Here is a 24,712-nt window from a genome sequence, read left to right on the forward strand (position 1 = left end):
AATTCACCAATCGGACGAACAATTATGGCCGCGAACTGGGCCCCCGACAGCTGGACCACGCACGAAGCCCGCCAGCTCCCCTCGTATCCCGACGCCGGCGCGCTCGACGCCGCGACCGCACAGCTTGCGACGTTTCCGCCGCTCGTCTTCGCAGGCGAGGCGCGCAACCTGACCGCGAGCCTCGCCGAGGTTGCGGCGGGCAAGGCGTTCCTGCTCCAGGGCGGCGACTGCGCCGAGAGCTTTGCCGAGCACAGCGCGAACAACATCCGCGATACCTTCCGCGTCATCCTGCAGATGGCGGTCGTGCTGACCTTCGCGTCCAAGCTGCCGGTCGTGAAGCTCGGCCGCATGGCGGGCCAGTTCGCCAAGCCGCGCTCGGCCAATACCGAGACGATCGGCGGCGTCGAGCTGCCGAGCTATCGCGGCGACAACGTCAACGACATCGCCTTCACCGCCGAGTCGCGCGCGCCCGATCCGCAGCGGATGATCCGCGCGTATTCGCAGTCGGCGGCGACGCTCAACCTGCTCCGCGCCTTCGCGCAGGGTGGCTATGCGAATCTGCATCAGGTGCATCGCTGGACGCACGACTTCATGGGACGCAGCCCCTGGTCGAAGAAATATGCCGAGACGGCGGACCGGATCGGCGAGGCGCTCGAGTTCATGGCGGCCTGCGGGATCGATCCCGAAACCGTGCCGCAGCTCGCCCAGACCAATTTCTACACCAGCCACGAGGCGCTGCTGCTGCAATATGAGCAGGCGCTGACCCGGCAGGATTCGCTGACCGGCGATTGGTACGACACGAGCGCACATTTCCTGTGGATCGGCGACCGGACGCGATTCGAGGGGTCGAGCCATGTCGAATATCTGCGCGGCATCGGCAATCCGATCGGCATCAAATGCGGCCCGAGCCTCGAGCCGGATGCGTTGCTGCGGATGCTCGACACGCTCAATCCCGCGCGCATCCCCGGCCGGATGACGCTGATCACGCGCTATGGCTATGATTCGATCGAGGCCGCGCTGCCCAAGCTCGTCCGTGCGGTGACCCGCGCAGGCCACCCCGTCGTCTGGTCGTGCGACCCGATGCACGGGAACGTCGTGAAGGCGGCCAATGGCTACAAGACCCGCCCGTTCGAGCGCATCCTTGCCGAGGTCCGCGGCTTCTTCGCGGTGCACCGCGCCGAGGGCACGCATGCCGGCGGCATCCATATCGAGATGACCGGGCAGAACGTCACCGAATGCACCGGCGGTGCGGTCGACGTCACCGAGCAGAGCCTGGCGGACCGGTATCACACGCATTGCGATCCGCGCCTGAACGCCAGCCAAAGCCTTGAGATGGCGTTTCTTCTCGCCGAAATGCTCAACGCCGAAATGGCCGAGCGCAAGAAGGTCGCCGCCTGACGACGACGACCGCCGAGGCGGTCCGGCGGCAAAACGTGCACGTGGCGCGATTTTGCCGCCGCACCGCCTTGACGCCCGCGCCCCGCTTCCGTAGGAGCGCGGCTCGACTACACGGCCCCTTCGTCTAGCGGTTAGGACGACGCCCTCTCACGGCGTAAGCACGAGTTCGATTCTCGTAGGGGTCACCAAGTCTACCCATTCTGACATCGCTGGGACGTAGTACACTGCGGCATTCGTGTGCGCGGCAACCGTGTCGCTACGTGTTTCCCGACGGTGCAGCGACGGGCGAGCGGGCGCTACCCGGGGCCGTCCTCATTTTCGAGGGCGTGCACCCCGTGGAAGGATGCCAGCATGGCCGATGCCGCCCGCAACACCGATTCGCCAGATACCCTCCCCGCGCCGGCCACCGACTGGAGCGCGGATCTGACGACCCGGACCGGCTACGCGTTTCACGTCCGCCCGATCACGCCGGATGACGAGGCGGCGCTGGCTGACTTCTTCACGCATGTCGGCAAGGAGGATCTGCGCTTCCGCTTCCTCAGTGCGATCGACCATGTCGGGCACGAACAGCTGCTCGCGCTGCTGCGCGTCGATCACGAGAATAGCGAGCATTTCCTCGCGTGCGAGATCGGCAGCGGCCGGATCCTCGCGACCGCGATGCTGGTCGGTGATGACGACGGGCTGCGCGCGGAGGTCGCGGTCGCGATCCGCAGCGACTTCAAGCGACGCGGGATCAGCTGGGTCCTGCTCGATCACGTCGCGATGTTCGCGCGCGCAAAGGGCCTCCGCACGCTCGAATCGATCGAGAGCCGCGACAATCACCAGGCGATCGACATGGAGCGCGAGCGCGGCTGGACGGCAGCCCCCTGCCCTGGCGATCCCTCCGCGATGATCCTGCGACTGACGCTGGCAGCGCCGGCCGTCTGACCCGGTCGGACACTGGGGTGCGCGATCGAGCGGCGGTGGCCGGTGCGGCGGTTCTGGTCTATCATGCAGGCCGGCTCCGTACCGGCAACCAGGACCTTGGCCGCCGGCGTATCGGACCCGACCGCCGGACAAGGCCCAGAGCCCGATGAACCGCACGCGCCCAGCCCGACCAGTCGCCTTGCCCGCATGATCTCGCATCCGTCCGACATGGGCGACGCGGCTGCCGGACGTCCCGCCGTGCTGGCGGAGGAACTCGGCCTGCTGATCGACGCGGCGACGACCTATGCGATCTACATGCTCGACCCGCAGGGGCGCGTGACGATCTGGAACCGGGGCGCCGAGCGGATCAAGGGATGGACCGAGGCCGAGATCATCGGCCGCGATGCCGCGATCTTCTACCCGGCCGAAGACGTCGCGGCGGGCAAGCCGCGCGCCGATCTCGAACGCGCGCATGCCGGTGGCCGGATCGAGGAGGAAAGCTGGCGGGTCCGCAAGGACGGATCGGAATTTCTGGCGAGCGTGACGATCACCGCGCTGCACGACGACGCGGGCGCGTTGCGCGGCTTCGGCAAGGTGATCCGCGACATCACCGACGAAAAGGCGGCGGAGGCCGCGATCCTGCGACGCGAACATCATCTGCGCTCGATCCTGAACACCGTCCCCGATGCGATGATCGTGATGAACGAACACGGCGTCATCGTATCGTTCAGCGCCGCCGCCGCGCTCGTCTTCGGCTATGAGACGGACGAGGTGATCGGCCGCAACGTCGCGATGCTGATGCCGCCCGCGAATGCCGCTGCGCATGACGCGCATCTGCACACCTACCGGCGGACCGGGGTGCGGCACGTCATCGGCAATGTCCGGCTCGAACACGCGCTGCGCAAGAATGGCGAGATCTTTCCGATCGAGCTCGCGGTCGGCGAGGCGTCGATCGCGGGCGAGCGGATCTTCACCGGCTTCATCCGCGACATCAGCCAGCGCCAGGCGACCGAGCACCGGCTGAAGGAACTGCAGGCCGAGCTGGTTCACGTCTCGCGGGTCAGCGCGATGGGCACGATGGCATCGACGCTCGCGCATGAGATCAACCAGCCGCTGACCGCGATCGCCAATTATCTGGAGGCGACGCGGGACATGATCGGCGACGCGCCGTCCCCGCTGCTGGCGGAGATCGCCGAGGCGCTCGAGCTCGCGGCGGCGCAGTCGCTGCGCGCCGGCACGATCGTTCGGCGGCTGCGCGCGTTCGTCGAGGGCGGCGACACCGCGCTTCGCGTCGAACCGCTCGCCGCGCTCGTCGAGGAGGCGATCAGCCTGGGGCTGCTCGGCGCGCACGAGGCGGGGATCACGGTCACCACCGATATCCGCCAGGGCGCCGATCTGGTGCGCGTCGACCGCATCCAGATCCAGCAGGTCCTGGTCAATCTGATCCGCAACGCCATCCAGTCGATGGCCTGCGCACCCGACAAGCGGCTGACGATCGCGACGCTGGCGGATCGCGACGGCTGGGTGCGGATCAGCGTGGCCGATACCGGTGCGGGCATCGATCCGGCGATCCGCGAGCGCCTGTTCGACGCGTTCTCAACGACCAAGAGCGACGGCATGGGCCTTGGCCTGTCGATCTGTCGGACGATCGTCGAGGCGCATGGCGGCCGGATCTGGGTCGAACCGACATGCCCCGCCGGTACCGCCTTCCACTTCACGATACCGCTCGCCACACAGGATGTTGCCGATGGATGAGACCAGCCGAGTCGTGCATGTCGTCGACGACGATCCCGCGATCCGCCAGTCGGTCGGCTTCCTGCTGCGCAAGGCGGGCTATGCGGTCGAGACGCATGTGTCGGGCACGCATTTCCTCAAGCACGTCACGCGCGAGGCGCGTGGCTGTGTCCTGCTCGACGTGCGGATGCCCGATATCGATGGGCTCGAGGTGCAGGCGACGCTGGCGCAGCGCGGCATCGCCCTGCCCGTGATCATGCTGACCGGGCACGGCGACGTCGCGCTTGCGGTGCGCGCGATCAAGGCGGGGGCGATCGAGTTCTTAGAAAAACCGTTCGAGCGCGCGACGCTGCTCGCGGCGATCGAGACCGCGCTCGCCAAGGCCGCGCGGATCGGTCGCGACCAGCTTGCCGCGGCCGAGGCCCGCGTCCTGCTCGCGGCGCTGACCCCGCGCGAGCGCGACGTGCTGGACGGGATGGTCCTGGGCCGGCCGAACAAGCTGATCGCGTTCGATCTCGACATCGCGACGCGGACGGTCGAGGTCCACCGCGCCAATCTGATGGAAAAGCTGATGGCGCGCAGCCTGTCGGACGTGCTGCGCATCGCCTTTGCCGCGGGTCTGGGCGAACCTGTCGACCCCGCCTGAGCGCCCCCCCGTGTTTTACGTACAGACCGGGTCCGCGGGTCCTGTCATCGAAGGTCCGACAAGGATCGACGATGACCCCACCGGCCCCGTTTCTGCCTACCAGCCCGGGCATCTCGCTGGTCGACGGCAATCCCGCGCGACGCCGTGCACGGCAGATCCTGCTGCTCTCCGAACGCTACCGGGTACGGTCCTATGCAAGCTGTGCGGCCCTGGTGTCCGATCCGGCATTGCGCGACCATGCGTGCATCATCCTGGACCTCTCCGATCCCCGGCTGGCGGGGCAGGATGACGACGGAATGGCGGCGCTTGCCGCGATGCGGGGCCTGGGCTGGGCTGGGCGGGCGATCCTGCTCGACGGGCGGGTGCCGTCGCCGGCCCTGCGCGCGGCGGCGGACCGGCACGGTGACCGGATCCTCGACCGCGCGACGACTGACGGTGCGCTGCTCGCGGCGATCGCGGCCGCCATGCTGACGCTCGCCGGGTAAGGACGCCGCGCGGGCAGATGGGGTCAGCGTGAGGGTGGGCCGATCGCCGCCTGGCTGAGCCGGGCGGCATGACGGGCGATCTCGTCATCCTCGCGCGAGGCGACGATCCGGATCGCCAAGCCCGGCAGCCATGCCAAGCCGGCACCGATCGCCTGTTGGGTCGCGCGGTCATGTTCGCCGATCCCGCCGGTCAGCACGAGCAGGTCGAGCCCCCCGAGTGTCGCGGCCATCGCCGCGATCTGCTTGCAGACCGATCGCTCGAACATCCGGATCGCGAGGTCGGCATCGGGGTTGCTTCCGGCCGCCGCGCGCAACACGCGCATGTCCCCCGACAGTCCCGAGATCCCCACCATTCCCGATTCGTGATCGATCAGCGTCGCCAATGCCCCGGCGTCGAGCCCGGTCTCACGGAGCAGGTACAACAGGATGCCGGGGTCGATATCCCCCGTCCGCGTCGCCATCGTCACCCCGCCCGACGGCGTCAGCCCCATGCTGGTGTCGACCGATCGCCCGTCGCGCACCGCGGTGACGCTCGCCCCGTTGCCGAGATGCGCGATGACGAGGCGCGACGGGACGCCTTCGCCGAGCTGCGCCAGGATCGATTCGCACGACAGGCCGTGAAAGCCGTACCGCCGCACCCCGCTCGCACGGTATCGGCGCGGGATCGGCAGGACCTGCGCGACATCGGGCAGATCGGCATGGAACGCGGTGTCGAAACAGGCGACCTGCGGCAGCCCGGGATAGCGCGCGCGTGCGGCCGCAATCAGCGCGAGCGCCGCGGGACCATGGAGCGGCGCGAATGCACAGGCCGCGACCAGATCCGCGGTCACTGCATCGTCGATCAGGCAATGCGCGGTACGATGCGGGCCGCCATGGACGATCCGGTGGCCGATCGCGGTCGGCGCCGTGCTGTCCCGCAACGCGGCGTCGAGCGCGTCCAGAACCGCAACGTGACCGTCGGCGGTCTCGATCGTCCCGCCGACGAGCAACTCTGGGTCCGGGTCGACGGCGTAGAGCCCGTATTTCACCGTCGACGACCCGCTGTTCAGCGCGAGGATCAGCGCGCCCATTGCCAGTCGCGCACCTCCGGCAGATCGTCGCCCTGTTCGGCGATGTACAGCTTGTGCCGTTCCATCGTCGTCCAGTAGCGCGCCGTCTCGCGCGGGACGCGGTCGCGGAACCGCGGGATCCGCTCGATCGCGTCGAGCGCGAGCCGGTACCGGTCGAGATCGTTCAGCACGACCATGTCGAACGGCGTCGTCGTCGTGCCCATTTCCTTGTAGCCGCGGACATGGATGTTGGCGTGGTTGGCGCGGCGGTAGGTCAGCTTGTGGATCATCGCCGGATAGCCGTGGAACGCGAAGATCACCGGTGTGTCGCGCGTGAACAGCGCGTCGAATTCGCGCTCGTCGAGGCCGTGGGTATGTTCGGATCGCGGTTGCAGCACCATGAGGTCGACGACATTGACCACCCGGATCCGGATGTCGGGGACATAGGCACGCAGCAGCGTGACCGCGGCCAGCGTCTCGAGCGTCGGAACGTCGCCCGCGCACGCCATCACCACATCGGGCTCGGCATCGTCGCCAGCCCAGTCCCAGATGCCGGCGCCCGCGGTGCAGTGCCGCACCGCCGCGTCGATCCCCAGCCACTGCCATTCGGGCTGCTTGCCCGCGACGATGACGTTCACATAGCCGCGGCTGCGCAGGCAATGGTCGCCGACCGACAACAGGCAATTGGCATCGGCGGGCAGATAGATCCGCGTGACCTCCGCGGTCTTGTTGGCGACGTGATCGATGAACCCCGGATCCTGGTGCGACAGGCCATTGTGGTCCTGTCGCCAGACATGCGACGTCAGCAGATAGTTGAGCGACGCGATCGGCCGCCGCCACGGGATGCCGCGCGTCGCCTTCAGCCATTTGGCATGCTGGTTGACCATCGAATCGACGATGTGGACGAACGCCTCGTAACAGGAAAACAGCCCGTGGCGTCCGGTGAGCAGATAGCCCTCGAGCCAGCCCTGGCACAGATGCTCGCTCAGCACCTCCATCACGCGGCCGTCGGACGTCAGGTGCTCGTCGACCGCCTCGACCTCAGCCATCCAGACCTTGCCCGACACGTCATAGACATCGGCGAGACGGTTCGACGCGGTCTCGTCGGGCCCGAACAGGCGGAAGTTCACGCTCGGCATGTTGAGCTTCATCACGTCGCGCAGATACCCGCCGAACACCCGCGTTGCCTCCGCCATGACCGTGCCCGGCGCGTCGACCGGCACGGCATGCGCACGGAAGTCGGGCAGCGACAGGGGCACCAGCGTCTCGCCGCCATTGGCATGCGGGTTCGACCCCATCCGCCAATGTCCGGTCGGTGCGAGCGAGGCGTAGATGTCGAGGAACTTGCCCGTCGCATCGAACAGCTCCTCGGGACGGTAGCTTCGCATCCACTCTTCGAGCAGCCGGAGATGCTCGGGGTCCTTGAAGTCGGCGATCGGGACCTGATGCGCGCGCCACGTGCCTTCGACCGGCTTGCCGTCGACGGTCTTGGGGCCGGTCCACCCCTTGGGCGTGCGAAACACGATCATCGGCCAGCGCGGGCGTTCGGGCGTCGCGCCGGGGATGCGTGCCGCGGCCTGGATCGCCTGGATCTTCGCCAGCGCGGTGTCGAGCGCGGCGGCGAGCTGCTGGTGGACCAGCGCGGGGTCGCTGCCGCCGACATAGAGCGGCTCATGCCCATAGCCGCGCAGCAGCGCGTCGAGCTCGTCCTCGTTGATCCGCGCGAGGATCGTGGGGTTGGCGATCTTGAACCCGTTGAGGTGCAGGATCGGCAGGACTGCGCCGTCGCGCGCGGGGTTGAGGAACTTGTTCGAATGCCAGCTCGCCGCCAGCGCCCCCGTCTCCGCCTCGCCGTCACCGATCACGCAGGCGACCAGCAGGTCCGGATTGTCGAACGCCGCGCCATAGGCATGCGCCAGCGAATAGCCGAGCTCGCCGCCCTCATGGATCGATCCCGGCGTCTCGGGCGCGACATGGCTGGGGATTCCGCCCGGCCAGGAGAATTGCCGGAACAGCCGGTGCATGCCCGACCGGCTGCGCTCGATCGCGGGATAACGCTCGGTATAGGACCCCTCGAGATAGGTGTGGGCCACCAGCCCCGGCCCACCATGCCCCGGCCCGATGATGTTGATCATGTCGAGGTCGTGCGCGACGATCAGCCGGTTGAGATGGACGTAGAGGAAGTTCAGGCCCGGCGTCGTGCCCCAGTGCCCGAGCAGCCGCGGCTTGACGTCGGCGACCGTCAGCGGGCGTTCGAGCAGCGCGTTGTCGCGCAGATAGATCTGGCCGACCGACAGGTAGTTGGCTGCGCGCCAATAGGCGTCCATCCGCTGTAGTTCATCGGGCGACAACGGATCGGGGCGCGTCACGGCATGCGGCGGTGCCTTGTGGGCGAGGCCAGTCAAGATTGCGGAGCCCATGGACGAGCGGCGGGGATCGCGTGCAGGGTGGGACGCATGTCGATAGTCCTTTGATGGGGCCGCATCAGCCGGCGAGCCGGCTGGTCAGCGAAGGGTCGCGCAGCAGCGCTTCGTCGCCGAACGCCAGTTGCGCGCAGGTGCGGTTCGCCTGAGCGGTGACGGCGTTGAGATGCTGGCCGGCGACCTGCGGATCGAGATGTCTGGTGATATTGGCGAATCGACGCTGCTCCTGCGACCGCATGCCGAAGGCGTGGACGAGGTACTGGTCGACCATGGTCGTCAGCCCCGCCCCTAGCCCCTGATCGTCGAGCCAGACCCGGCTGCCCGCCGCGGTCGTGAAGGTCAGCAGCCGCTTGCCGCCGAGCAGCAGGCTGCGCGCACGCTGCTGGACCGCGACAGGCTCGATCCCTGCGCCGAACACGCGTTCGATATAGCCCTTCATCATCGCCGGCGGGGATCCGAACCAGAGCGGATACACGAGGACGAACACGTCGCAGCCGGCGATCGCCGCGCGTTCGTCCTGCACGTCCTGCGCGAGAACCGCCGCGTCCCGCGTCGGCAATTCCGCCGGTTTGAGCACCGGATCGAAGCCCAGCGCATAGAGATCGCGCAGCACGACGTGCTGGCCGTTCGCGCGCACCGCCTCGCAATAGCGGTGCGCGATCGCGTGGTTGAAGCTCGCAGGGTCCGGATGGCACAGGATCACGGCATGCCGAGGCTGGACCGCACCGGGCTCGTCATCCATCATCGCGCCGACTCCATCCTGCCGACCCTCATCCGATCGCGCGCCGCGCCGGAGACGGTCAGGGAGTCGAGGAGTACGGGATCGAGCCGCGGGTTCTCAGCCTCGGAAACTACGCACTAGGCAGCGCGCTGTAAGCCTGCGCGCCCCGTTGGCCCGGAGGCGGCCACGTCAAAATGCCGCTCGAGCACGGACACGACGCAACCAAGACCTTGTTGGCCTTAACGGCTTTGATGGTGGTGAATAACGGCCTGCCGCCTGGGCGTGCCATGATCATGCGGTGCATGATGGTCGGGAAGAGAGGATTCGAACCTCCGGCCCCTGCCTCCCGAAGACAGTGCTCTACCAGGCTGAGCTACTCCCCGACGGAGTCCGATCGTTACGCCCTTGGGGGACCGACCGGTGACTGGAGGGGCGCCTATACCCAGCACTTCACGGCTGTGCAAGCGGCCGCAGCAAGAAGTTTTCGGAGGATGACGAAAAGCACGGGGGCATTGCGTGATGCGACGGGACAGTTGCGTCGCGACGTCGATGCGGTGCGGATATGATAAGAAGTAATCGCGGACGGCGTCGTGCCGCGGCAGGTTGTGGACGATGGTGCACCCAGAGCGATTCGAACGCCCGACCCTCAGATTCGTAGTCTGATGCTCTATCCAGCTGAGCTATGGGTGCATCGCCATGCCGTTTACGGCCGGCCCGTGTCTGGCCGTCTGGCCCCGCCGCGAGGCAGGAAATCCTGGTGCACCCAGAGCGATTCGAACGCCCGACCCTCAGATTCGTAGTCTGATGCTCTATCCAGCTGAGCTATGGGTGCACTGGAGGGGCGCTGATAGCAGGCATTTTTCGCGGCGCAAGGGTGTTGCGCGATAAAGTTGTGTACGCCGCGTCGGCGGCATAGAGCGACGGGCATGAAACAGCCTTCCCGCCCCGCGCTGATCGCCCTTCTTCTCGTGCCCGCCTTGGCGGTCGGCGCCTGCAGCAAGGATACCGCCAGCTATCCCTCGCTCGGGATCCGCCCGACCGAATCGATCGGCTTTGGCGAACCCGCGGGCAAGCCGGTGGTGGTCCAGCCCGATCCGACGCTCGACGCCGACATCGCTGCGTTCCGGACGCAGCTCGACCGGATCAGGACGGGCTTTGCGAAGGATGCGGCGAGCACCCAGGCCGCCGCCCGCGCCGCACGCGGTGGTGCGGTCGGCAGCGAGCCGTGGCTGACGGCCCAGACCGCACTGGCGGGTCTCGACGACTGGCGCGCGCAGACGTCGTTGCTGGTCACCGATATCGAGCGTCGCGCGACCGATCGCGCGGCGACGCTCGCGCCGGCCTATCCCGCGCTCGATGCGGTGCGCGATGCGGCGCAGGCCGAAGCCGAGAAGCAGGGTGCGACGATCGCGCAGATCCAGGCGAGCCTCCCCGCCGCCTGACGCCGCCCCCCGCAGCCTACCAGAGCCCCTTGAGCAGCGGCAGGATCGTCGAATAATCGTCGGTCCAGGCGGCCATGCCGTCGCGTGCGACGATCGGCTCCCAGCCCGAATTGCGTTGCCGGAGCAGCGCGATCGCCCGCGGGTCGCGCGACAGCGCGATCCAGTCCGATGGCGAGGGATGATCGGCGTCGAGCGGCGAAGGACGGTAGAGCAGGTGGACGGCGTGCCACCCTGCCTCGCGCGCGGCGGCCGCGACCACGGGTTCGAGGTCGATATAGCGGTTCGAGATATGGACGAGCAGCAGCCCGTTGCGTGACACCACGCGGCCATAGGTCGCAAACGCCTCACGCGTCATCAGGTGCATCGGCACCGTATCCGAGGAGAAGGCATCGAGCGCGAGCAGGTCGAGGCTCGCGGTCCGCTCCCCCGCCAGCGCGATCCGCGCGTCGCCGATCCGGATGACCGGATCGGGCAGGCAGCGCGACAGATAGCTGAACTGGCCGGTATCGCGCGCGATCCGCACGACCGCCGGGTCGATCTCGTAGAAGCGCCACTGCTCGCCCGGGCGGGCGTAGCAGGACAGGGTGCCCGTCCCCAGCCCGACGACACCGACCCGCGCCGCCGGGCCATAGAGCGGGCCGAGCGCCAGCATCGCCTGCCCCACGCCCGATCCGGCGACATAATAGGTGGTCGGCGTCCGCTCGCGCGCGGGCGAACCGCGCAGCTGGATGCCGTGGACGGTGGTGCCATGATCGAGCTCGCGGACCCCCTCGCCGTCGCGCACCGTGTAGACGCCGAAATAGCTGCGCTCACGCGCACCCCGCTCGGCGCTGAGTTCCAGCGCGCGATAGCCCCCGAACATCACCAGCGTGCTGGCGAGCACGACGACATAGGGCAGCCGTGCGCCAAGCGTGGCGAGGCCGATCGCGGCGACGATCAGGAAGGCCGCGCCCTGATGCTGGTCGCCCAATATGCCGTCGGGGTTGCTGATCCGCATCCCGGCCGCCACCGCCATGACGAGGATGATGGCCGCGAGCCCGAGACGGCGCCGCACCGCCGGCCCTGACCAGACCGCGCGGAACGTCGCCAGCAGGTACATCTGCGGCACCAGCACGCCCGCGGCCAGGATCAGCAGCGGATATTCATAGGTCCAGTCGAAGATCACGGGCGCGAGCAACGCCGCGAACACCCCGCCCAGCACGCCGCCGACCGACATTGCGAGATAGAAGCCCGTCAGCCGGTCGGGGGCCGGACGGCGGCGATACATGGCGGTGTGGAGCGCGACCGAGACCATGAACAGCAAGGTCAGCGCGATCGTCGCGCTGAACACCGGCTTGTCGTTGAACCCGCCCATGATCACCCCGCCGAACAGCAGGATCGTCACCGGCGCGATCCGGGTCAGCAGGTCGGCGAGCGTGCGGTCCTGCGCGAAGGCGATGGTGAAGCTCAGCAGATAGAGCCCGAGCGGCAGCACCCAGAGCAGCGGCATCGCGACGATATCGGTGGTGATATAGGTCGAGGTGGCGAGCATCAGCCCCGACGGCACCAGCGCGAGCGCGATCCAGTGAAGGATCCGCGTCGCGCCCGGGGCCGGGCTGGTCGCTGCGACGTGCTCCGCCGACGCGGTGCGCGGCAGCCGCGTCGCGCATAGCGCCACCAGCAGGACGAGCACCGCGTACCCTGCGGTCCACAACAGGCTCTGCCCGTGGATCGCCAGCAGCGGCTCGACGACCAGCGGATAGGCGATCAGCCCGGCGAAGCTGCCGAGATTGGACGCAGCATAGAGCGCATAGGGATCCGCGCCGCCGCTCGACGCGCTGAACCAGCGCTGGATCAGCGGCGCCTGTGCCGAGACCGCGAAGAACAGCGGCCCGATCGACAGGCCGAGCAACCAGGGCACCCACACCGCAGGCTGCGCATCGGCGGGCAGATCGAGCGCGAACAGCCCGATCGGCAGCCACAAAGCCGCGACCGCGAGCACGCCGAGATGGATGACCGCCTGCGCGCGCGGCTTCACCCGTCCGAGCCAGTGCGCATAGGCATAGCCGCCGAGCAGCAGCGCCTGATAGACGAGCATCGCCGAGTTCCACACCGCGGGCGCGCCGCCGAGCCGCGGCAGCGCCATGCGCGCGACCATCGGCTGGACGAGGAACAGGAGGAACGACCCTGCCAGGATCGTCGCGACGAACAGGACGCGGCACCACCGTGCCATCGGGGAAGGATCAGACATTGGTGGGGCGATGGATCCGATAGAGGACGTGCCGGCGCAGCGGGTCGGTGGCGGCGAGATCGGGATGGTCGAAATCGCCGTTCTCGACATGGGTCATGCCCAGCCGCTCCATCAGCGCGCGGCTCCGCATGTTGGCGGGGACCGTGATGGCGACGATATGCGCGACGGGCAAATTGGCCCAGCCCCAGGCAAGGCTCGCCGCCGCGGCTTCGGACGCATAGCCCTGCCCCCAGGCATGACGCGCGAGACGCCAGCCGATCTCGATCGCGCCGTCGATCGGCGGCTTGCCCGGTACCAGACCGCAAAAGCCGAGAAACGCGGCATCCGCCTTGCGTTCGATCGCCCAGAAGCAATGCCCCGATGCGCGTTGCCGATCGACCATCCGGCCGACCGCCGCCTGCGTCTCGGCGAGCGTCGCCAGCGGCCCGAGAAAGCGCATCACATCGGGGTCACGCCCCATCGCCGCAAAGGGCTCGACGTCCGCGTCCCGCCACGCGCGCAGGATCAGACGCTCGGTCTCGAGCCTGAACTCATCCATTCAGGAGCCGGGCCGCGTGTGCCGCATGATAGGTCAGCACGCCCGAACAGCCGGCGCGCTTGAACGCCATCAGCGTCTCGAGCACCAGCGCATCGCGGTCGCCCGCGCCCGCTGCGGCCGACGCCTCGATCATCGCATATTCGCCCGACACCTGATAGGCGAAGACCGGCACCTCGAACGCCTGACGGACGCGGACGATGATGTCGAGATAGGGCAGGCCCGGCTTGACCATCACCGTATCGGCGCCCTCGGCGAGATCCATCGCGACCTCGCGCAGCGCCTCCTCGGCATTGGCGTTGTCCATCTGGTACGTCTTCTTGTCGCCCTTCAGCAGCCCGCGGCTGCCGACCGCATCGCGGAACGGCCCGTAGAAGGCGCTCGCATATTTGGCGGCATAGGACATGATCTGGACATTGTGATGCGACTCCGCCTCGAGCGCGGTGCGGATCATGCCGATCCGGCCGTCCATCATGTCGCTCGGCGCGATGATGTCCGCGCCCGCCGCCGCCTGGTTCAGCGCCTGCGCGACGAGCATCTCCGCGGTGGTGTCGTTGACGACATAGCCCGCGGCGTCGACCAGCCCGTCATGGCCGTGGCTGGTATAGGGATCGAGCGCAACGTCGGTCAGCACGCCGACCTCGGGCACCGCATCCTTGAGCGCACGGATCGCCTGGCACATCAGATTGTCGGGGTTGAGCGCCTCGCGACCATCCTCGGTGCGACGCTCGGGCTGGGTGTAGGGGAACAGCGCGATGCACGGAATGCCGAGGTCACGCGCCTCGCGACCGCGCGCGACGATCTGGTCGACCGACCAGCGCGATACGCCGGGCAGGCTGGCGATCGGTTGCTCGACGCCCTCCCCCTCGACGACGAACAGCGGCCAGATCAGATCGGCCGGCGTGAGGACGGTCTCGGCATGGAGCCGGCGGCTCCAGTCGGACGAGCGGGTGCGGCGCAGGCGCAGCGCGGGATAGCTTGCGGACATGGCGCGGCTTTTGCGGGATGGACGCCGCGCAGGCAAGCGTTACGGTCGGCGCGAACGAAACCGATCGCTGCCGATTCGGCCTCGGGGACGCATTTCCCTTTCGCGCGTTGGGCCTCGCATGACCGCCACCACGACAGACACGACCCAGGCGCCCGATACCGGGCCGGCGCGCGACCGGCCGATCCGCTCCGCCGCGCTCGTTGTGAACGCGAAATCGCGCAAAGGACAGGCGCTGTTCAAGCGCGCCTGTGCGGCGATGTCGGGGCTTCCCTATGAGGTCGACGCGCATGCGGTCGAGAACCCCGAGGATCTCGAGCCCACCGTCCGGCGCGCGCTTGCCGCCAAGCCCGATCTGCTGATCCTGGGCGGCGGCGACGGCACGATCAGCGGGCTCGTCGACCTGATGGTCGGGCACGACGTCATCCTCGGCGTGCTCCCGCTCGGCACCGCGAACAGCTTCGCGCGGACGCTGGGCATTCCGCTGACGATCGAAGGCGCGGTCGAGGTCATCCGGACGGGTGCGCCGCGACGGATCGACCTCGGCATGATCGACGGCGATTATTTCGCCAATTGCGCGGCGATGGGGATCAGTCCGAAGATCGCCGAGACGGTGCCGCACGGCCTCAAGAAGGTACTCGGCCGGGTCGGCTATCTCGGCTGGGCGGCGTATCAGTTCATGCGCTTCCGCCCGTTCACGCTGATCGTCGGCGAGGGCCCGGACGCGGTGCGGATGCGCGTCGTCGAGGTGCGTATCTCGAACGGTCCCTATCATGGCGGGACCGAGCTGGTCGACGCGGCGGCGGTCGATTCGGGCGAGATCGTCGTGCAGGCGGTGATGGGCAAGATGAAGCGGCGGCTGGTCCAGAACTGGGTCGCCAGCGTGTTTCGCCACGAATCGCGCCACGAGGAGGTCCGCGACTTCCGCGGCAAGAGCATGCGCGTCGACACGATCCCCAAGCTGCCGATCTCGATCGATGGCGAGGTGCTCGCCAAGACCCCGGTGACCGCCAGGATCGCCGCCGGGATCATCCAGGTCATGGCCCCGGTGACGCCGCCCCAAACCTAGGGCGGCGCTCAGCCGACCGGCATGGACCGGCTGGCGGGCTCGCAATCCGCCTTGGATGCCTCGCCTGCGTCGTGTGCGGCGGGCTCGGTAACGATCCGTCCCTTACGCCAGCCGCCATGCAGGTAATAGCCGATCGTCAGCAGCATCGAGGCGAGCGACCCCACGGGAAAGCTCCACCAGATCGCATCAGCGCCGATCATCGGCTCTAGCGCATAGGCGAGCCCGAACCGTACCGGCCCCATCGCGACCGCAAGGATCAGCAGCGGGCCGACCACCGCGCCGTTCGCGCGTACCGTCGCCGACAGCACCATCGACACGCCGAACAAGATGAAGCTCCACCCCGCGATGAGGTTGATCCGCGTGGCGATGCCGATCGCGCCGGTATCCTGCCCGAGGAACAGCCACAGCACGTGCCGGTCGAGCAGCGTCAGCAGCGCGACCAGCCCGCCGGTCAGCGCCAGATTCATCATCAGCCCGGCGCGCGTGATCCGGTCGACCCGGTCCCAGCGCCCTGCACCGATATTCTGCGCCGCCATCGCGCTGACCGCCGCACCGACCGCCATCGCGGGCATCTGCACATAGGTCCAGAGCTGGTTGGCGGCACCATAGGCCGCAGTCGTGGTGGTGCCGTGCCGGTTGACCAGCCCGATCATCGCCAGCGCCGAGGTCGAGACGACGAGCATCTGCAACCCCATCGGGACGCCCTTCACGACGATCGTCTTCAGCAGCGCACGGTCGGGCAGGATGTAGCGCAGTTCCGCGCCGCGCAGCCGGATCGGCAGGTCCCTGGCATAGATATAGGCGAGGAGTGCGACGAACGACACCGTGTTGGCGATCAGCGTCGCCAGCGCGGATCCCTCGATCCCGATCGCAGGGATCGGCCCCCAGCCGCGAATCAGCAGCGGGTTGAGCGCGACGTCGACGACCGAGCCGAGCGCCATGAACTTCAGCGGCGTCAGCGAATCGCCCGTGCCGCGCAGCGCCATCGTCAGCAGCACGGTCAGGAACCCCGCGGGCATCGCGACGAAGATCACGCGCAGATAGGCGAGCGCGAGCGGATAGACCTCGGCGGGCGTCGCCAGCACGCGCAGGATCGCCGGCGCGACCAGCCAGCCGATCGCCACCGTCAGCACCGAGATGATCGTGAACAGCCCGAACGACGTGCCGAGCACGCGCCGCACCGCATCGATGTCGCGCCGCCCCATGTTCTGGCCGATCAGGATGGTCGACGCCATGCCGAAGCCGAACACCGCGGCGACCAGCAGGAACATGATGATGTTCGCGTTGGTCGTTGCCGCCAGCGCACGCTCGCCGAGAAACTGGCCGATCCACACCGCGTTGATCGAGCCGTTGAGCGATTGCAGGACCGACGATCCGAGCGTCGGCAGCGCGAACGCGAGCAACGTCTTGCCGATCGGCCCCGTGGTCAGGTCGCGCTGGCCGGTCTTTGGTGCAGGCGTGTCCGTCGCATCAGGCATTGCAGTCGGGTCCCCTCCCCTTTGCAGGCGGGGTCAGGACCATCCCCGACCCCGCATGCTCGCAGCACGCGTTACGCACGCCCCGGCCCCGTCCCGTACAGCGGACGGGGTCAGGTCAGCCCAGCCGTCCCAGCGCCGCCTGCAACCGCGCAGCTTCGGCGGCCTTGTCGGCATGGTCCGCCTTGGCCTTCTCGACCGCTTCGGGCTTGGCGCGCTCGACGAAGCTCGCATTGCCGAGCCTCCCTGCGAGCGCGTCGCGCTCCTTCTCCGCCGCCGCGATCGCCTTGGTCAGGCGGGTGCGTTCGGCGTCGAGATCGATCACGCCCTCGAGCGGCAGGACGAAGGTCGCCTCGTCGACCACGACCTGCGCCGCGCCGCCGGTGGCTTCGCCCTCGGCATGCGTGACGCGCGCGAGACGCGCGAGCGCGGGCGCCTGGCGTTCGAGCCGTGCGAGCGTCGCCGCATTCGCATCGCGAACGTGCAGCGGCAGCCGCGCGCCCGGCGGCACGTTCAGCTCGTTGCGCGCGGTGCGGATTTCGCCGACGAGCCGGATCAGCCAGTCGACTTCCTTGCTCGCCTCGGGATCGAGCGAGCGCGCGTCCGCCATCGGCCACTGCGCGACGATCAGGTCGTGCTCGCGAGTGCCCATCGCGTGCCACAGTTCCTCGGTGATGAACGGCATGAACGGATGGAGCAGCACCAGGATCTGGTCGAGCACCCAGCCCGCGACCGCCTTGGATTCGTCGTCGATCTGGCCGCGGACGTCATCGACCATCTGCGGCTTGATGAGTTCGAGATACCAGTCGCAGAACCGGCTCCACGCAAACTGGTAGATCGCGTTGGCGGCGCCGTCGAAGCGGTAGTCGGCGAGCGCGAGGTCGACCGTCTGCACGGTCGCGATCGTCTCGGCGATGATCCACTTGTTGACCGCGAGCTCCGCGCGGGGCGCCTCGAGCGTGGTGCTCGCGACGATGCCGTTGGCCTGTGCGAACCGCGCGGCGTTCCACAGCTTGGTCGCGAAGTTGCGATAGCCCTCGACGCGCTTCTCATCCATCTTGATGTCGCGGCCCTGGCTCTCCATCGCCGCCATGAAGAAGCGCAGCGCATCGGCGCCATATTGGTCGATCAGCCCGAGTGGGTTGACGACATTGCCCTTCGACTTCGACATCTTCGCGCCGTCCGCCGCGCGGACGAGGCCGTGCAGGTAGAGCGTGCGGAACGGCACGTCCTTCATGAAGTGCAGCCCCTGCATCATCATCCGCGCGTTCCAGAAGAACAGGATGTCGAAGCCGGAGATGAGCACGTCGTTGGGATAGCGGCCGCCGAGTTGGGATCCGGGACGCCCCCGGGTTTGGGATTGAGAATGCCCCCCATTTCCGTTCGTGCTGAGCGAAGTCGAAGCACCGCCCGGGGCGGTGTCGCCCGTGGCCTGCCCTTCGACTTCGCTCAGGGCGAACGGGGGTTGGGAGCCGTCCCAGCCTAGCGTCGCGAAGGGCCAGAGTGCGGAGGAGAACCACGTGTCGAGCACGTCCGGATCGCGCACCAGCGTCACGCCGGCGCCGGCGAGCGCCTGCGCTTCGGCCTCGGTTTCAGCCACGTACGGCGTACCGTCCGGCCCGAACCAGGCCGGGATCTGATGCCCCCACCACAGCTGGCGCGACACGCACCAGGGCTGGATGTTCTCCATCCAGTTGAAGAACGTCTTCTCCCAGGTCTTGGGCACGATATCGATCGCGCCGACGCGGACCGCCTCGATCGCGGGCTGCGCGAGCGTCTTGGCGTCGACATACCATTGGTCGGTCAGCCACGGCTCGATCACCACGCCCGAGCGATCGCCGTACGGCGTCTGGATCGTGCGCGGCTCGGCGTCGTGCTCGACGCCGTCCTTGTCGACATGCGCGATCAGGAAGCCCTCGGCCTTCAGCTGCGCGACGACGGCTTTCCGCGCCTCCGCGGTCGTCAGCCCGAGCAGCTCGGCGGGGATCAGCCCGTCGGACACCTGCACGACGCGCGCCTTGGCATCGAGCATGTTGAGCATCGCGCCCGCGGCCATCCCTGCCCGCTTGCCGACCTCGAAATCGTTGAAGTCATGCCCCGGCGTGATCTTCACCGCGCCCGATCCGAGCTCGGGATCGGCATGGTCGTCGGCGATGATCGGGATCAGCCGTCCGGTGATCGGCAGCTTCACCTGCTTGCCGATCAACGCGGTGTAGCGCGCGTCCGCGCCGTTCACCGCGACCGCCATGTCGGCGAGCATCGTCTCGGGCCGCGTCGTCGCGACCTCGATAAAGCCGGATCCGTCGGCGAGCGGATAGCGCAGGTGCCAGAAGCTGCCCTTGATCTCACGCGTCTCGACCTCAAGGTCGCTGATCGCGGTGCCGAGGCCCGGATCCCAATTCACCAGGCGCTTGTCGCGGTAGAGCAGCCCCTGCTTGTGCAGGTCGACGAACACCTTGAGGACGGCCTTCGAAAAGCCCTCGTCCATCGTGAACCGTTCGTTCGCCCAGTCCATCGAGCAGCCCAAGCGGCGGAGCTGCTGCGTGATCTCGCCGCCGCTCTCTTCCTTCCACGCCCAGACCTTGGCGATGAAGTCCTCACGCGAAAGGTCGGTGCGCTTCTGCGGCGGGGACATCGCGCCCATCTGACGCTCCACCACCATCTGCGTCGCGATGCCGGCGTGATCGGTGCCGACCACCCAGAGCGCGTCCTTGCCCTTGAGGCGAGCATGGCGCGTCAGGATATCCTGCAGCGTGTTGTCGAGCGCATGGCCGATATGCAGGCTGCCCGTGACGTTGGGCGGCGGGTTGACGATCGTCCAGGGTTCCGCGTTCGGGCGGTCGGGGCGGAACTGGCCGCTGGCCTCCCAATGCGCATACCAGCGCGATTCGATGGAGGCGGGGTCGAAGGTTTTGGGAAGCTCGCTCATACCCCGTGCCTTAGCGAGCGTGTCCGGGCTAGACCAGCCTCACGTCCGCGCCCCCGGCTTGTCGAGCACCGCCCGGATGCGGTCGTTCAACTCATTCCGCCGATAGGGTTTGCGGATCAGTTCGAACGACCGGCTGCCCTCGTCGATCGCCTCATCGGCAAAGCCCGTCGTCAGCAACACCGCGGTATGCGGATAGTCGCGCCGCACCGACTGGGCCAGAGTGACGCCGTTCATGCCGCCGGGCATCAGGATATCGGTGAACAGCAGGCGGAATTCCGAGTCCTGACGGAGCGTGTCGAGCGCGGCGCGCGCGCTGTTGACCAGGACGACGTCATAGCCGAGATCCTCGAGGATCGTCCGCCCAAGCTCGCCCACTTCGCGCTGATCCTCGACCATCAGCACGCGCTCGGCGCCGCCCGCATGCGGTGCGATCGGCCCCGCGGTCTTGCGCTCGACCGCACCGCTCGCACGCGGGAAGTAGAGCGAGAATTCGGCACCGCCCCCGCTGAGGTTGCGCACCGTGGCAAGGCCGCCCGACTGCCGGACGAAGCCGTAGACCATCGCGAGGCCCAGCCCGGCGCCCTTGCCCATCTCCTTCGTCGTGAAGAAGGGTTCGAAGATCTTGTCGACCGTCCCGGGATCGATCCCCGGCCCGTTGTCGCGAATGCTCAGCACGACATATTCGCCGGGCTCGAGCCTCGCGACACCGCCATCCTCGGGCAGGACGGCGTTGCGCGTCGTGATCGTGATCTCCCCCGTGCCGTCGAGCGCGTCGCGGGCATTGGCGATGATGTTGAGCAGCGCCATCTCGGCCTGCACCGGATCGACGCGACAATTCCAAAGATCGGTCGCCAGGTCGCGCTTCAGCGTGATCCCACTGCCGATGCTGCGGTCGAGAATCGGCCGGAAATCGCCCAGCAGCTGGTTGAGGTTCATCAACCGGTCGCGCAATTCCTGCTTGCGCGCAAAGGCGAGCAGCTGCTGGGTGAGCGTCGCCGCGCGCGAGGCCGAGGTCGAGATCGCATCGACCGCCCGCCGCGCCGATCGATCGCTCGCGTCGATCCGCGCGTCGAGGATGTCGGCATAGCCCTGAATGACCTGCAGCAGATTGTTGAAGTCGTGCGCGATTCCCCCGGTCAGCTTGCCGACCGCCTCCATCCGCTGCGCCTCGTGCAGCGCCTCCTCCGCCTCGCGGCGGCGCGAGATGTCCAGCTGGCTCGCGAAGAAATAGCGCAGCTCGCCGTCGTCGCCGAACACGGGCGAGACGTAGAGCGCGTTCCAGAAGGTCGAGCCGTTCTTCCGGTAGTTGAGCATCTCGACCGAGACTTCCTCACGCTTGGCGATCGCGGCGCGTAATTCGCCTACGACCGTGCGGTCGGTCTCGGGGCCCTGCAGGAAGCGGCAGTTGTAGCCCAGGATCTCGTCCTGCGAGTAGCCGGTCATGAACGAGAAGGCGTCGTTGCAGAAGATGATCGGGTTGTCGGGACGATGCGGGTCGGTGACCACCATCGGCATCCGCGTGGTGCGTACTGCGGCAAAAAAGATGTCGCTGCTGGCATCGGCCGGCGCGATATCGCCCCGGACGCCCTGCGCGGCGAGACGGGCGGGGATTTCAGGCGCGGACACACTGTGATCGGACATTCGCCAACAACCATAGCGGAACCGTCACGGTTCCGCTCGTCGTGACATTACAGTCGTTTGGACCAGAACCCGGCGAGCATCGTCCGATCGCCGCCGGCCGGCCAGGTCCCGATACAGGCCGCAGCGCGAAACGCTGCGGCCGGCCCGGTCAGGGCTGCTGGTTCATGATCTTGGCGATCTCGCGCGCGACCATGTCCTCGACCATGTCGGGCAGGTTCGCGTCGATCCATTCGCGCAGCATAGGGCGCAGCATCTCGCGGACCAGACCCTCGAGCGTGCCGTCGCTGCTTCCCTCGGGCTTGACCATCATCCGCGTCAGCGCCTCGAGCGGCGCACGCGTTGCCGCCGCGGTCTCGCGCGACATGATCGGCTGGGCCGGCTCTTCTGCAGGCTGCGGAGCATGCTGTTGGGGCGCATGAGAGGCTGTGGGCGCGACATGAGGCTGGGGCTGGCTGCGCGGCGGTGCCTGGCGTGGTTCCGGCGCAGCGTCGACCGAGTTCAGCACCGGCGATTTCGGCGGGCGGGGGGTGCGGTCAACCATCGGCATCGGGTCGCTCAGTTCGAGGATTTCATCGTCGTCGATCGCGTCGTCGTCGTAATCGGCCGCATAATCGGTGGCCGCCGATGCGGGCATCGCCCGCTGGTGGCGCCGCTGGCGGCTCGGCATGCCGTCGCCTTCTTCGGCAATGATGCGTTTGATCGACGAGAGGATTTCCTCCATCGACGGCTCCGCGCTGATATCCCCCATACGGACCATTCCAAACCCCGTCGCCCCACGCGCCCCTATTGGCGGCTCGGCGCATCCTTACCTGTCGTCAATGCCGGGTTCCTGTCAACCGGGCTGTCGAGCAACGGGTCAAGTTCGCGGCGCACGGCGGCGTCCTGTGTGGGCGACTGGACGGTACGCGTCGCGACCGGCACCGGCTCGCCATCACCGCCCCAGTCCCAGATCTTCTTGTGGACGCGGTCGTAATTGGCGACCGGATCGTACAGCACGCCGCCGTCGAGTCCGAGATCGCGCGCCTCCGCCTGCCCCATCGCCGCCAGCAGCGCGAAGCCCGCGACATAGGCGTCGCGCCGCGCCGTCACGAGCGTGACCTGGCTGTTGAGCAGCTCCTGCTCGGCGTTGAGGATGTCGAGGATCGTGCGTGTGCCGACGCTGTTCTCCGCTCGGACACCCTCGAGGCTGAGCTTGTTCGCGTTGACCGCGGTTTCGGACGACTGGATCACCTGTTCCGACGAACGCCAGACGGCATAGGCCGAGCGTGCCTGCGCGATCACATTGCGCTCGGCTGCGGTCACATTCTCGATCGCGCGGCTTTGAAACGCCTCGGCCTGGCGGACCTGCGCGGCGGGACGACCGCCCTGGAACAGCGGCATCGTCAGCGACAAGCCCGCCTGCACCGCCTTGTTTGCATTGGGAAAGGTGTTGATGCTGCCGTCGGTCGTCGACGCCGATCCGAGATAGTTGGTGTAGCTGGCGCCGCCGGTAGCACTGATCTGCGGCAGGCGGCTCGCCCGCGCGACACCGACATCGTACCGCGTCGCGTCGCGTTCCTTCGCCGCCGCGATCAGCACGGGATTATTGTCGATCGCCACCGTCACCGCCAGGGCGGGGCTGTCGGGCAGATGCGGGAGGGTCGGCGGCGTTTCGAGCGTGCCGGCGGGCGTCCCGACAAAGCGGATATAGTTTTCCCGGCTGGTGATCAGCTGTGCCTCGGCCGACTGGAGCTGCGCCCGCGCAAGCGCAAGCCGCGCCTCGGACTGGGCGACGTCGGTGCGGGTCAGGTCGCCGACCTGGAACCGGTCGCGGCTGGCCTGGAGATTGATGTCGAGCACGCGAACATTCTGCGTGTTCAGGCCGACGATCGCCTCGTCGCGGATCACGTCCATATAGGCGCCGACGACGTTGGTGAACAGATCGGCCTCGGTACCGCGCAGCGTCGCGCGGCCCGCCTCGACCCGCGTCTTGGCCGCGGCGACCGAGTTGCGCACCTGCCCGCCCTGATAGAGCGGCACGGAGACGTTCGCGCGTGCCACGACCTGACGCGGCAAGGCGATGAAGCTGTTCGCCGCGGTCACGACGAATTCGGTGTAATCGCCGGTCGCATTCGCCGAGGGCAACCCGGAGGCACGCGCGATCGGGACATTCTCGTCGGTCGCACGCAGCGTCGCACGCTGCGCCGTGATCGTCGGGTTGGTCGTATAGGCCTTGACCAGCGCCTCGCGGAGCGTCTCCGCATGGACCGGTGCAGCGCTGTATAGCAGCGCAACACCCGAGAGCAGACGGCGAACTTGAGCGGCGCGCGGCATGATGTGCCTCAGAACTTGAAGGGTTTGGGTGTTTCGAAACCCGGCAGCGTCACGCACTCGACATCGACGAACGCCGCCAGTGCAAAGCCGCCATCGGTCTTTCGTCCCGATGCGAGCCGGGTCACGCCGCGATCGGCGATCCCGGCGACGATGCGGCCGCCCGACCGGATCTGCGCCACCAGCGTGTCGGGGATCGCCTCGACCGCGCCGTCGATGACGAGCACGTCATAGGGGGCACCGGCGGCATGGCCCTGTGCCATCGGCCCCTCGACCAGTTCGACCGTCGGCGTGGCGTCCAGCGCATCGCGTGCGGTGCCGAGCAAGGCCGCATCGCTATCGACCGCGACCACCGTACCGACGATCTCGGCAAGAACCGCGGCGGTGTAGCCCGTCGCAGCGCCGATCAGCAGGACCCGGTCGGTGGCGGTCAGATAAGCCTCGGTGAGCAACCGGCCGGTCGCCATCGGCAGGTTGGCGTAACGGCCACCGCCGAGCGGGATCGGTGCGTCGCGATAGGCGATCGACCGGACATCGTCAGGCACGAACGCCTCGCGCGGCACCCGCGCCATCGCCGCGACGACGCGCTGGTCACTGACCGCGTTGGTGCGCAGCTGGCTGGCCACCATGGCGTGACGCATGACCGCGAAATCGGGACCGCCGTCGGACGTGCCGACAGCCGCACGCGTGCGGGTAGTGGAATTCGTATCGAGGCTGATCGTCGTCATGGTCCA

The 24,712-nt window shown here is 68.0% G+C and carries 19 protein-coding genes and 4 tRNA genes; 8 read left to right on the forward strand and 15 right to left on the reverse strand.

Annotated features, from left to right (window positions below):
- Nucleotides 1-24: 24 nt before the first annotated feature.
- From IFT54_RS14245 to IFT54_RS14270, 6 genes are all read left to right on the forward strand, one after another.
- On the forward strand, nt 25-1,398 hold the full coding sequence (locus IFT54_RS14245; protein WP_031441317.1) for a class II 3-deoxy-7-phosphoheptulonate synthase: 1,374 nt from the start codon (nt 25-27) through the stop codon (nt 1,396-1,398).
- 113 nt (nt 1,399-1,511) lie between these two features.
- Nucleotides 1,512-1,586 (forward strand) — tRNA-Glu (locus IFT54_RS14250).
- Between the two features lie 163 nt (nt 1,587-1,749).
- Complete coding sequence (locus IFT54_RS14255) at nt 1,750-2,325, forward strand: GNAT family N-acetyltransferase (protein ID WP_192071159.1); 576 nt, start codon at nt 1,750-1,752, stop codon at nt 2,323-2,325.
- 186 nt (nt 2,326-2,511) lie between these two features.
- Nucleotides 2,512-4,059 carry a PAS domain-containing sensor histidine kinase gene (locus IFT54_RS14260; protein WP_244649053.1) on the forward strand — a complete coding sequence of 516 codons (1,548 nt, stop codon included), beginning with the start codon at nt 2,512-2,514 and terminating at the stop codon, nt 4,057-4,059.
- The gene (locus tag IFT54_RS14265; protein ID WP_192071160.1) at nt 4,052-4,684 is read left to right on the forward strand and encodes a response regulator transcription factor; all 633 of its coding nucleotides are present in this window, start codon (nt 4,052-4,054) and stop codon (nt 4,682-4,684) included. Before IFT54_RS14260 ends, IFT54_RS14265 begins: the two co-directional genes overlap by 8 nt.
- Nucleotides 4,685-4,755: 71 nt before the next feature.
- Nucleotides 4,756-5,169 (forward strand): response regulator, encoded by a 414-nt coding sequence (locus tag IFT54_RS14270; RefSeq protein ID WP_192071161.1) that lies wholly within the window; start codon nt 4,756-4,758, stop codon nt 5,167-5,169.
- 23 nt (nt 5,170-5,192) lie between these two features.
- On the opposite strand, the gene IFT54_RS14275 is transcribed toward IFT54_RS14270, so the two are convergent.
- The 6 genes from IFT54_RS14275 to IFT54_RS14300 all read right to left on the reverse strand — a co-directional run bounded on the left by IFT54_RS14275 (nt 5,193) and on the right by IFT54_RS14300 (nt 10,194).
- Nucleotides 5,193-6,239, reverse strand: coding sequence for an acetate/propionate family kinase (locus tag IFT54_RS14275; RefSeq protein ID WP_192071162.1), 1,047 nt, complete (start codon nt 6,237-6,239; stop codon nt 5,193-5,195).
- Nucleotides 6,227-8,638, reverse strand: a complete 2,412-nt coding sequence (locus tag IFT54_RS14280) for a phosphoketolase family protein (RefSeq protein WP_192071163.1) — start codon at nt 8,636-8,638, stop codon at nt 6,227-6,229. Before IFT54_RS14280 ends, IFT54_RS14275 begins: the two co-directional genes overlap by 13 nt.
- 64 nt (nt 8,639-8,702) lie before the next feature.
- Nucleotides 8,703-9,386: an NAD(P)H-dependent oxidoreductase gene (locus IFT54_RS14285; RefSeq protein WP_192071164.1), complete on the reverse strand. Its 684-nt coding sequence runs from the start codon at nt 9,384-9,386 to the stop codon at nt 8,703-8,705.
- Nucleotides 9,387-9,668: 282 nt separating this feature from the next.
- Nucleotides 9,669-9,745 (reverse strand) — tRNA-Pro (locus IFT54_RS14290).
- A gap of 230 nt (nt 9,746-9,975) precedes the next feature.
- A tRNA-Arg gene (locus IFT54_RS14295) sits at nt 9,976-10,052 on the reverse strand.
- Nucleotides 10,053-10,117: 65 nt separating this feature from the next.
- Nucleotides 10,118-10,194 (reverse strand) — tRNA-Arg (locus tag IFT54_RS14300).
- Nucleotides 10,195-10,288: 94 nt separating this feature from the next.
- Between IFT54_RS14300 and IFT54_RS14305 the strand changes: the two genes are divergently transcribed.
- Nucleotides 10,289-10,804 (forward strand): hypothetical protein, encoded by a 516-nt coding sequence (locus IFT54_RS14305; RefSeq protein ID WP_192071165.1) that lies wholly within the window; start codon nt 10,289-10,291, stop codon nt 10,802-10,804.
- 16 nt (nt 10,805-10,820) lie between these two features.
- Here IFT54_RS14305 and IFT54_RS14310 read toward each other — a convergent pair whose 3' ends face one another.
- Genes IFT54_RS14310 through hemB form a run of 3 tightly spaced genes read right to left on the reverse strand, consistent with a single transcriptional unit; the run spans nt 10,821 to nt 14,557 of the window.
- Entirely contained in the window at nt 10,821-13,034 is a 2,214-nt protein-coding gene (locus tag IFT54_RS14310; protein WP_244649055.1) for a hypothetical protein, read from the reverse strand.
- Nucleotides 13,027-13,572: a GNAT family N-acetyltransferase gene (locus tag IFT54_RS14315; protein WP_192071166.1), complete on the reverse strand. Its 546-nt coding sequence runs from the start codon at nt 13,570-13,572 to the stop codon at nt 13,027-13,029. The genes IFT54_RS14310 and IFT54_RS14315 overlap by 8 nt, the downstream gene beginning before the upstream one ends.
- Nucleotides 13,565-14,557 carry a porphobilinogen synthase gene (hemB, locus tag IFT54_RS14320; RefSeq protein ID WP_031396015.1) on the reverse strand — a complete coding sequence of 331 codons (993 nt, stop codon included), beginning with the start codon at nt 14,555-14,557 and terminating at the stop codon, nt 13,565-13,567. The genes IFT54_RS14315 and hemB overlap by 8 nt, the downstream gene beginning before the upstream one ends.
- Before the next feature lie 118 nt (nt 14,558-14,675).
- On the opposite strand from hemB, the gene IFT54_RS14325 reads away from it, so the two are divergent.
- Nucleotides 14,676-15,623, forward strand: a complete 948-nt coding sequence (locus tag IFT54_RS14325; protein WP_159512476.1) for a diacylglycerol/lipid kinase family protein — start codon at nt 14,676-14,678, stop codon at nt 15,621-15,623.
- A gap of 8 nt (nt 15,624-15,631) precedes the next feature.
- Here the strand turns inward: IFT54_RS14325 and IFT54_RS14330 are convergent, their stop codons facing one another.
- The 6 genes from IFT54_RS14330 to IFT54_RS14355 form a co-directional block, all read right to left on the reverse strand.
- Entirely contained in the window at nt 15,632-17,101 is a 1,470-nt protein-coding gene (locus tag IFT54_RS14330) for an MATE family efflux transporter (protein ID WP_192071167.1), read from the reverse strand.
- 115 nt (nt 17,102-17,216) lie between these two features.
- Nucleotides 17,217-20,027 (reverse strand): valine--tRNA ligase, encoded by a 2,811-nt coding sequence (locus IFT54_RS14335; protein WP_192071168.1) that lies wholly within the window; start codon nt 20,025-20,027, stop codon nt 17,217-17,219.
- 39 nt (nt 20,028-20,066) lie between these two features.
- Nucleotides 20,067-21,668 (reverse strand): histidine kinase famiy protein, encoded by a 1,602-nt coding sequence (locus tag IFT54_RS14340; RefSeq protein WP_192071169.1) that lies wholly within the window; start codon nt 21,666-21,668, stop codon nt 20,067-20,069.
- A 148-nt stretch (nt 21,669-21,816) separates the two neighbouring features.
- Entirely contained in the window at nt 21,817-22,416 is a 600-nt protein-coding gene (locus IFT54_RS14345) for a DUF2497 domain-containing protein (protein ID WP_192071170.1), read from the reverse strand.
- Between the two features lie 35 nt (nt 22,417-22,451).
- Nucleotides 22,452-23,981 (reverse strand): TolC family outer membrane protein, encoded by a 1,530-nt coding sequence (locus tag IFT54_RS14350; RefSeq protein WP_056674946.1) that lies wholly within the window; start codon nt 23,979-23,981, stop codon nt 22,452-22,454.
- Nucleotides 23,982-23,989: 8 nt separating this feature from the next.
- Nucleotides 23,990-24,619 (reverse strand): protein-L-isoaspartate O-methyltransferase family protein, encoded by a 630-nt coding sequence (locus IFT54_RS14355; RefSeq protein WP_192071292.1) that lies wholly within the window; start codon nt 24,617-24,619, stop codon nt 23,990-23,992.
- Nucleotides 24,620-24,712 lie beyond the last annotated feature (93 nt).

It is taken from the genome of Sphingomonas sp. CFBP 13714 (genome assembly GCF_014842205.1).
Classification (GTDB): Bacteria; Pseudomonadota; Alphaproteobacteria; order Sphingomonadales; family Sphingomonadaceae; genus Sphingomonas; species Sphingomonas aerolata.

Excerpts from the sequence above, each read along its gene's own strand:
- IFT54_RS14305 (WP_192071165.1), top strand. The coding sequence starts at position 10,289 with ATGAAACAGCCTTCCCGCCCCGCGCTGATCGCCCTTCTTCTCGTGCCC.
- hemB (WP_031396015.1), bottom strand. The coding sequence starts at position 14,557 with ATGTCCGCAAGCTATCCCGCGCTGCGCCTGCGCCGCACCCGCTCGTCC.
- IFT54_RS14260 (WP_244649053.1), top strand. The coding sequence starts at position 2,512 with ATGATCTCGCATCCGTCCGACATGGGCGACGCGGCTGCCGGACGTCCC.
- IFT54_RS14330 (WP_192071167.1), bottom strand. The coding sequence starts at position 17,101 with ATGCCTGATGCGACGGACACGCCTGCACCAAAGACCGGCCAGCGCGAC.
- IFT54_RS14285 (WP_192071164.1), bottom strand. The coding sequence starts at position 9,386 with ATGATGGATGACGAGCCCGGTGCGGTCCAGCCTCGGCATGCCGTGATC.
- IFT54_RS14245 (WP_031441317.1), top strand. The coding sequence starts at position 25 with ATGGCCGCGAACTGGGCCCCCGACAGCTGGACCACGCACGAAGCCCGC.
- IFT54_RS14355 (WP_192071292.1), bottom strand. The coding sequence starts at position 24,619 with ATGCGTCACGCCATGGTGGCCAGCCAGCTGCGCACCAACGCGGTCAGT.
- IFT54_RS14340 (WP_192071169.1), bottom strand. The coding sequence starts at position 21,668 with ATGTCCGATCACAGTGTGTCCGCGCCTGAAATCCCCGCCCGTCTCGCC.
- IFT54_RS14315 (WP_192071166.1), bottom strand. The coding sequence starts at position 13,572 with ATGGATGAGTTCAGGCTCGAGACCGAGCGTCTGATCCTGCGCGCGTGG.
- IFT54_RS14345 (WP_192071170.1), bottom strand. The coding sequence starts at position 22,416 with ATGGGGGATATCAGCGCGGAGCCGTCGATGGAGGAAATCCTCTCGTCG.
- IFT54_RS14280 (WP_192071163.1), bottom strand. The coding sequence starts at position 8,638 with ATGGGCTCCGCAATCTTGACTGGCCTCGCCCACAAGGCACCGCCGCAT.
- IFT54_RS14310 (WP_244649055.1), bottom strand. The coding sequence starts at position 13,034 with ATGTCTGATCCTTCCCCGATGGCACGGTGGTGCCGCGTCCTGTTCGTC.
- IFT54_RS14265 (WP_192071160.1), top strand. The coding sequence starts at position 4,052 with ATGGATGAGACCAGCCGAGTCGTGCATGTCGTCGACGACGATCCCGCG.
- IFT54_RS14255 (WP_192071159.1), top strand. The coding sequence starts at position 1,750 with ATGGCCGATGCCGCCCGCAACACCGATTCGCCAGATACCCTCCCCGCG.
- IFT54_RS14350 (WP_056674946.1), bottom strand. The coding sequence starts at position 23,981 with ATGCCGCGCGCCGCTCAAGTTCGCCGTCTGCTCTCGGGTGTTGCGCTG.
- IFT54_RS14335 (WP_192071168.1), bottom strand. The coding sequence starts at position 20,027 with ATGAGCGAGCTTCCCAAAACCTTCGACCCCGCCTCCATCGAATCGCGC.
- IFT54_RS14270 (WP_192071161.1), top strand. The coding sequence starts at position 4,756 with ATGACCCCACCGGCCCCGTTTCTGCCTACCAGCCCGGGCATCTCGCTG.
- IFT54_RS14275 (WP_192071162.1), bottom strand. The coding sequence starts at position 6,239 with ATGGGCGCGCTGATCCTCGCGCTGAACAGCGGGTCGTCGACGGTGAAA.
- IFT54_RS14325 (WP_159512476.1), top strand. The coding sequence starts at position 14,676 with ATGACCGCCACCACGACAGACACGACCCAGGCGCCCGATACCGGGCCG.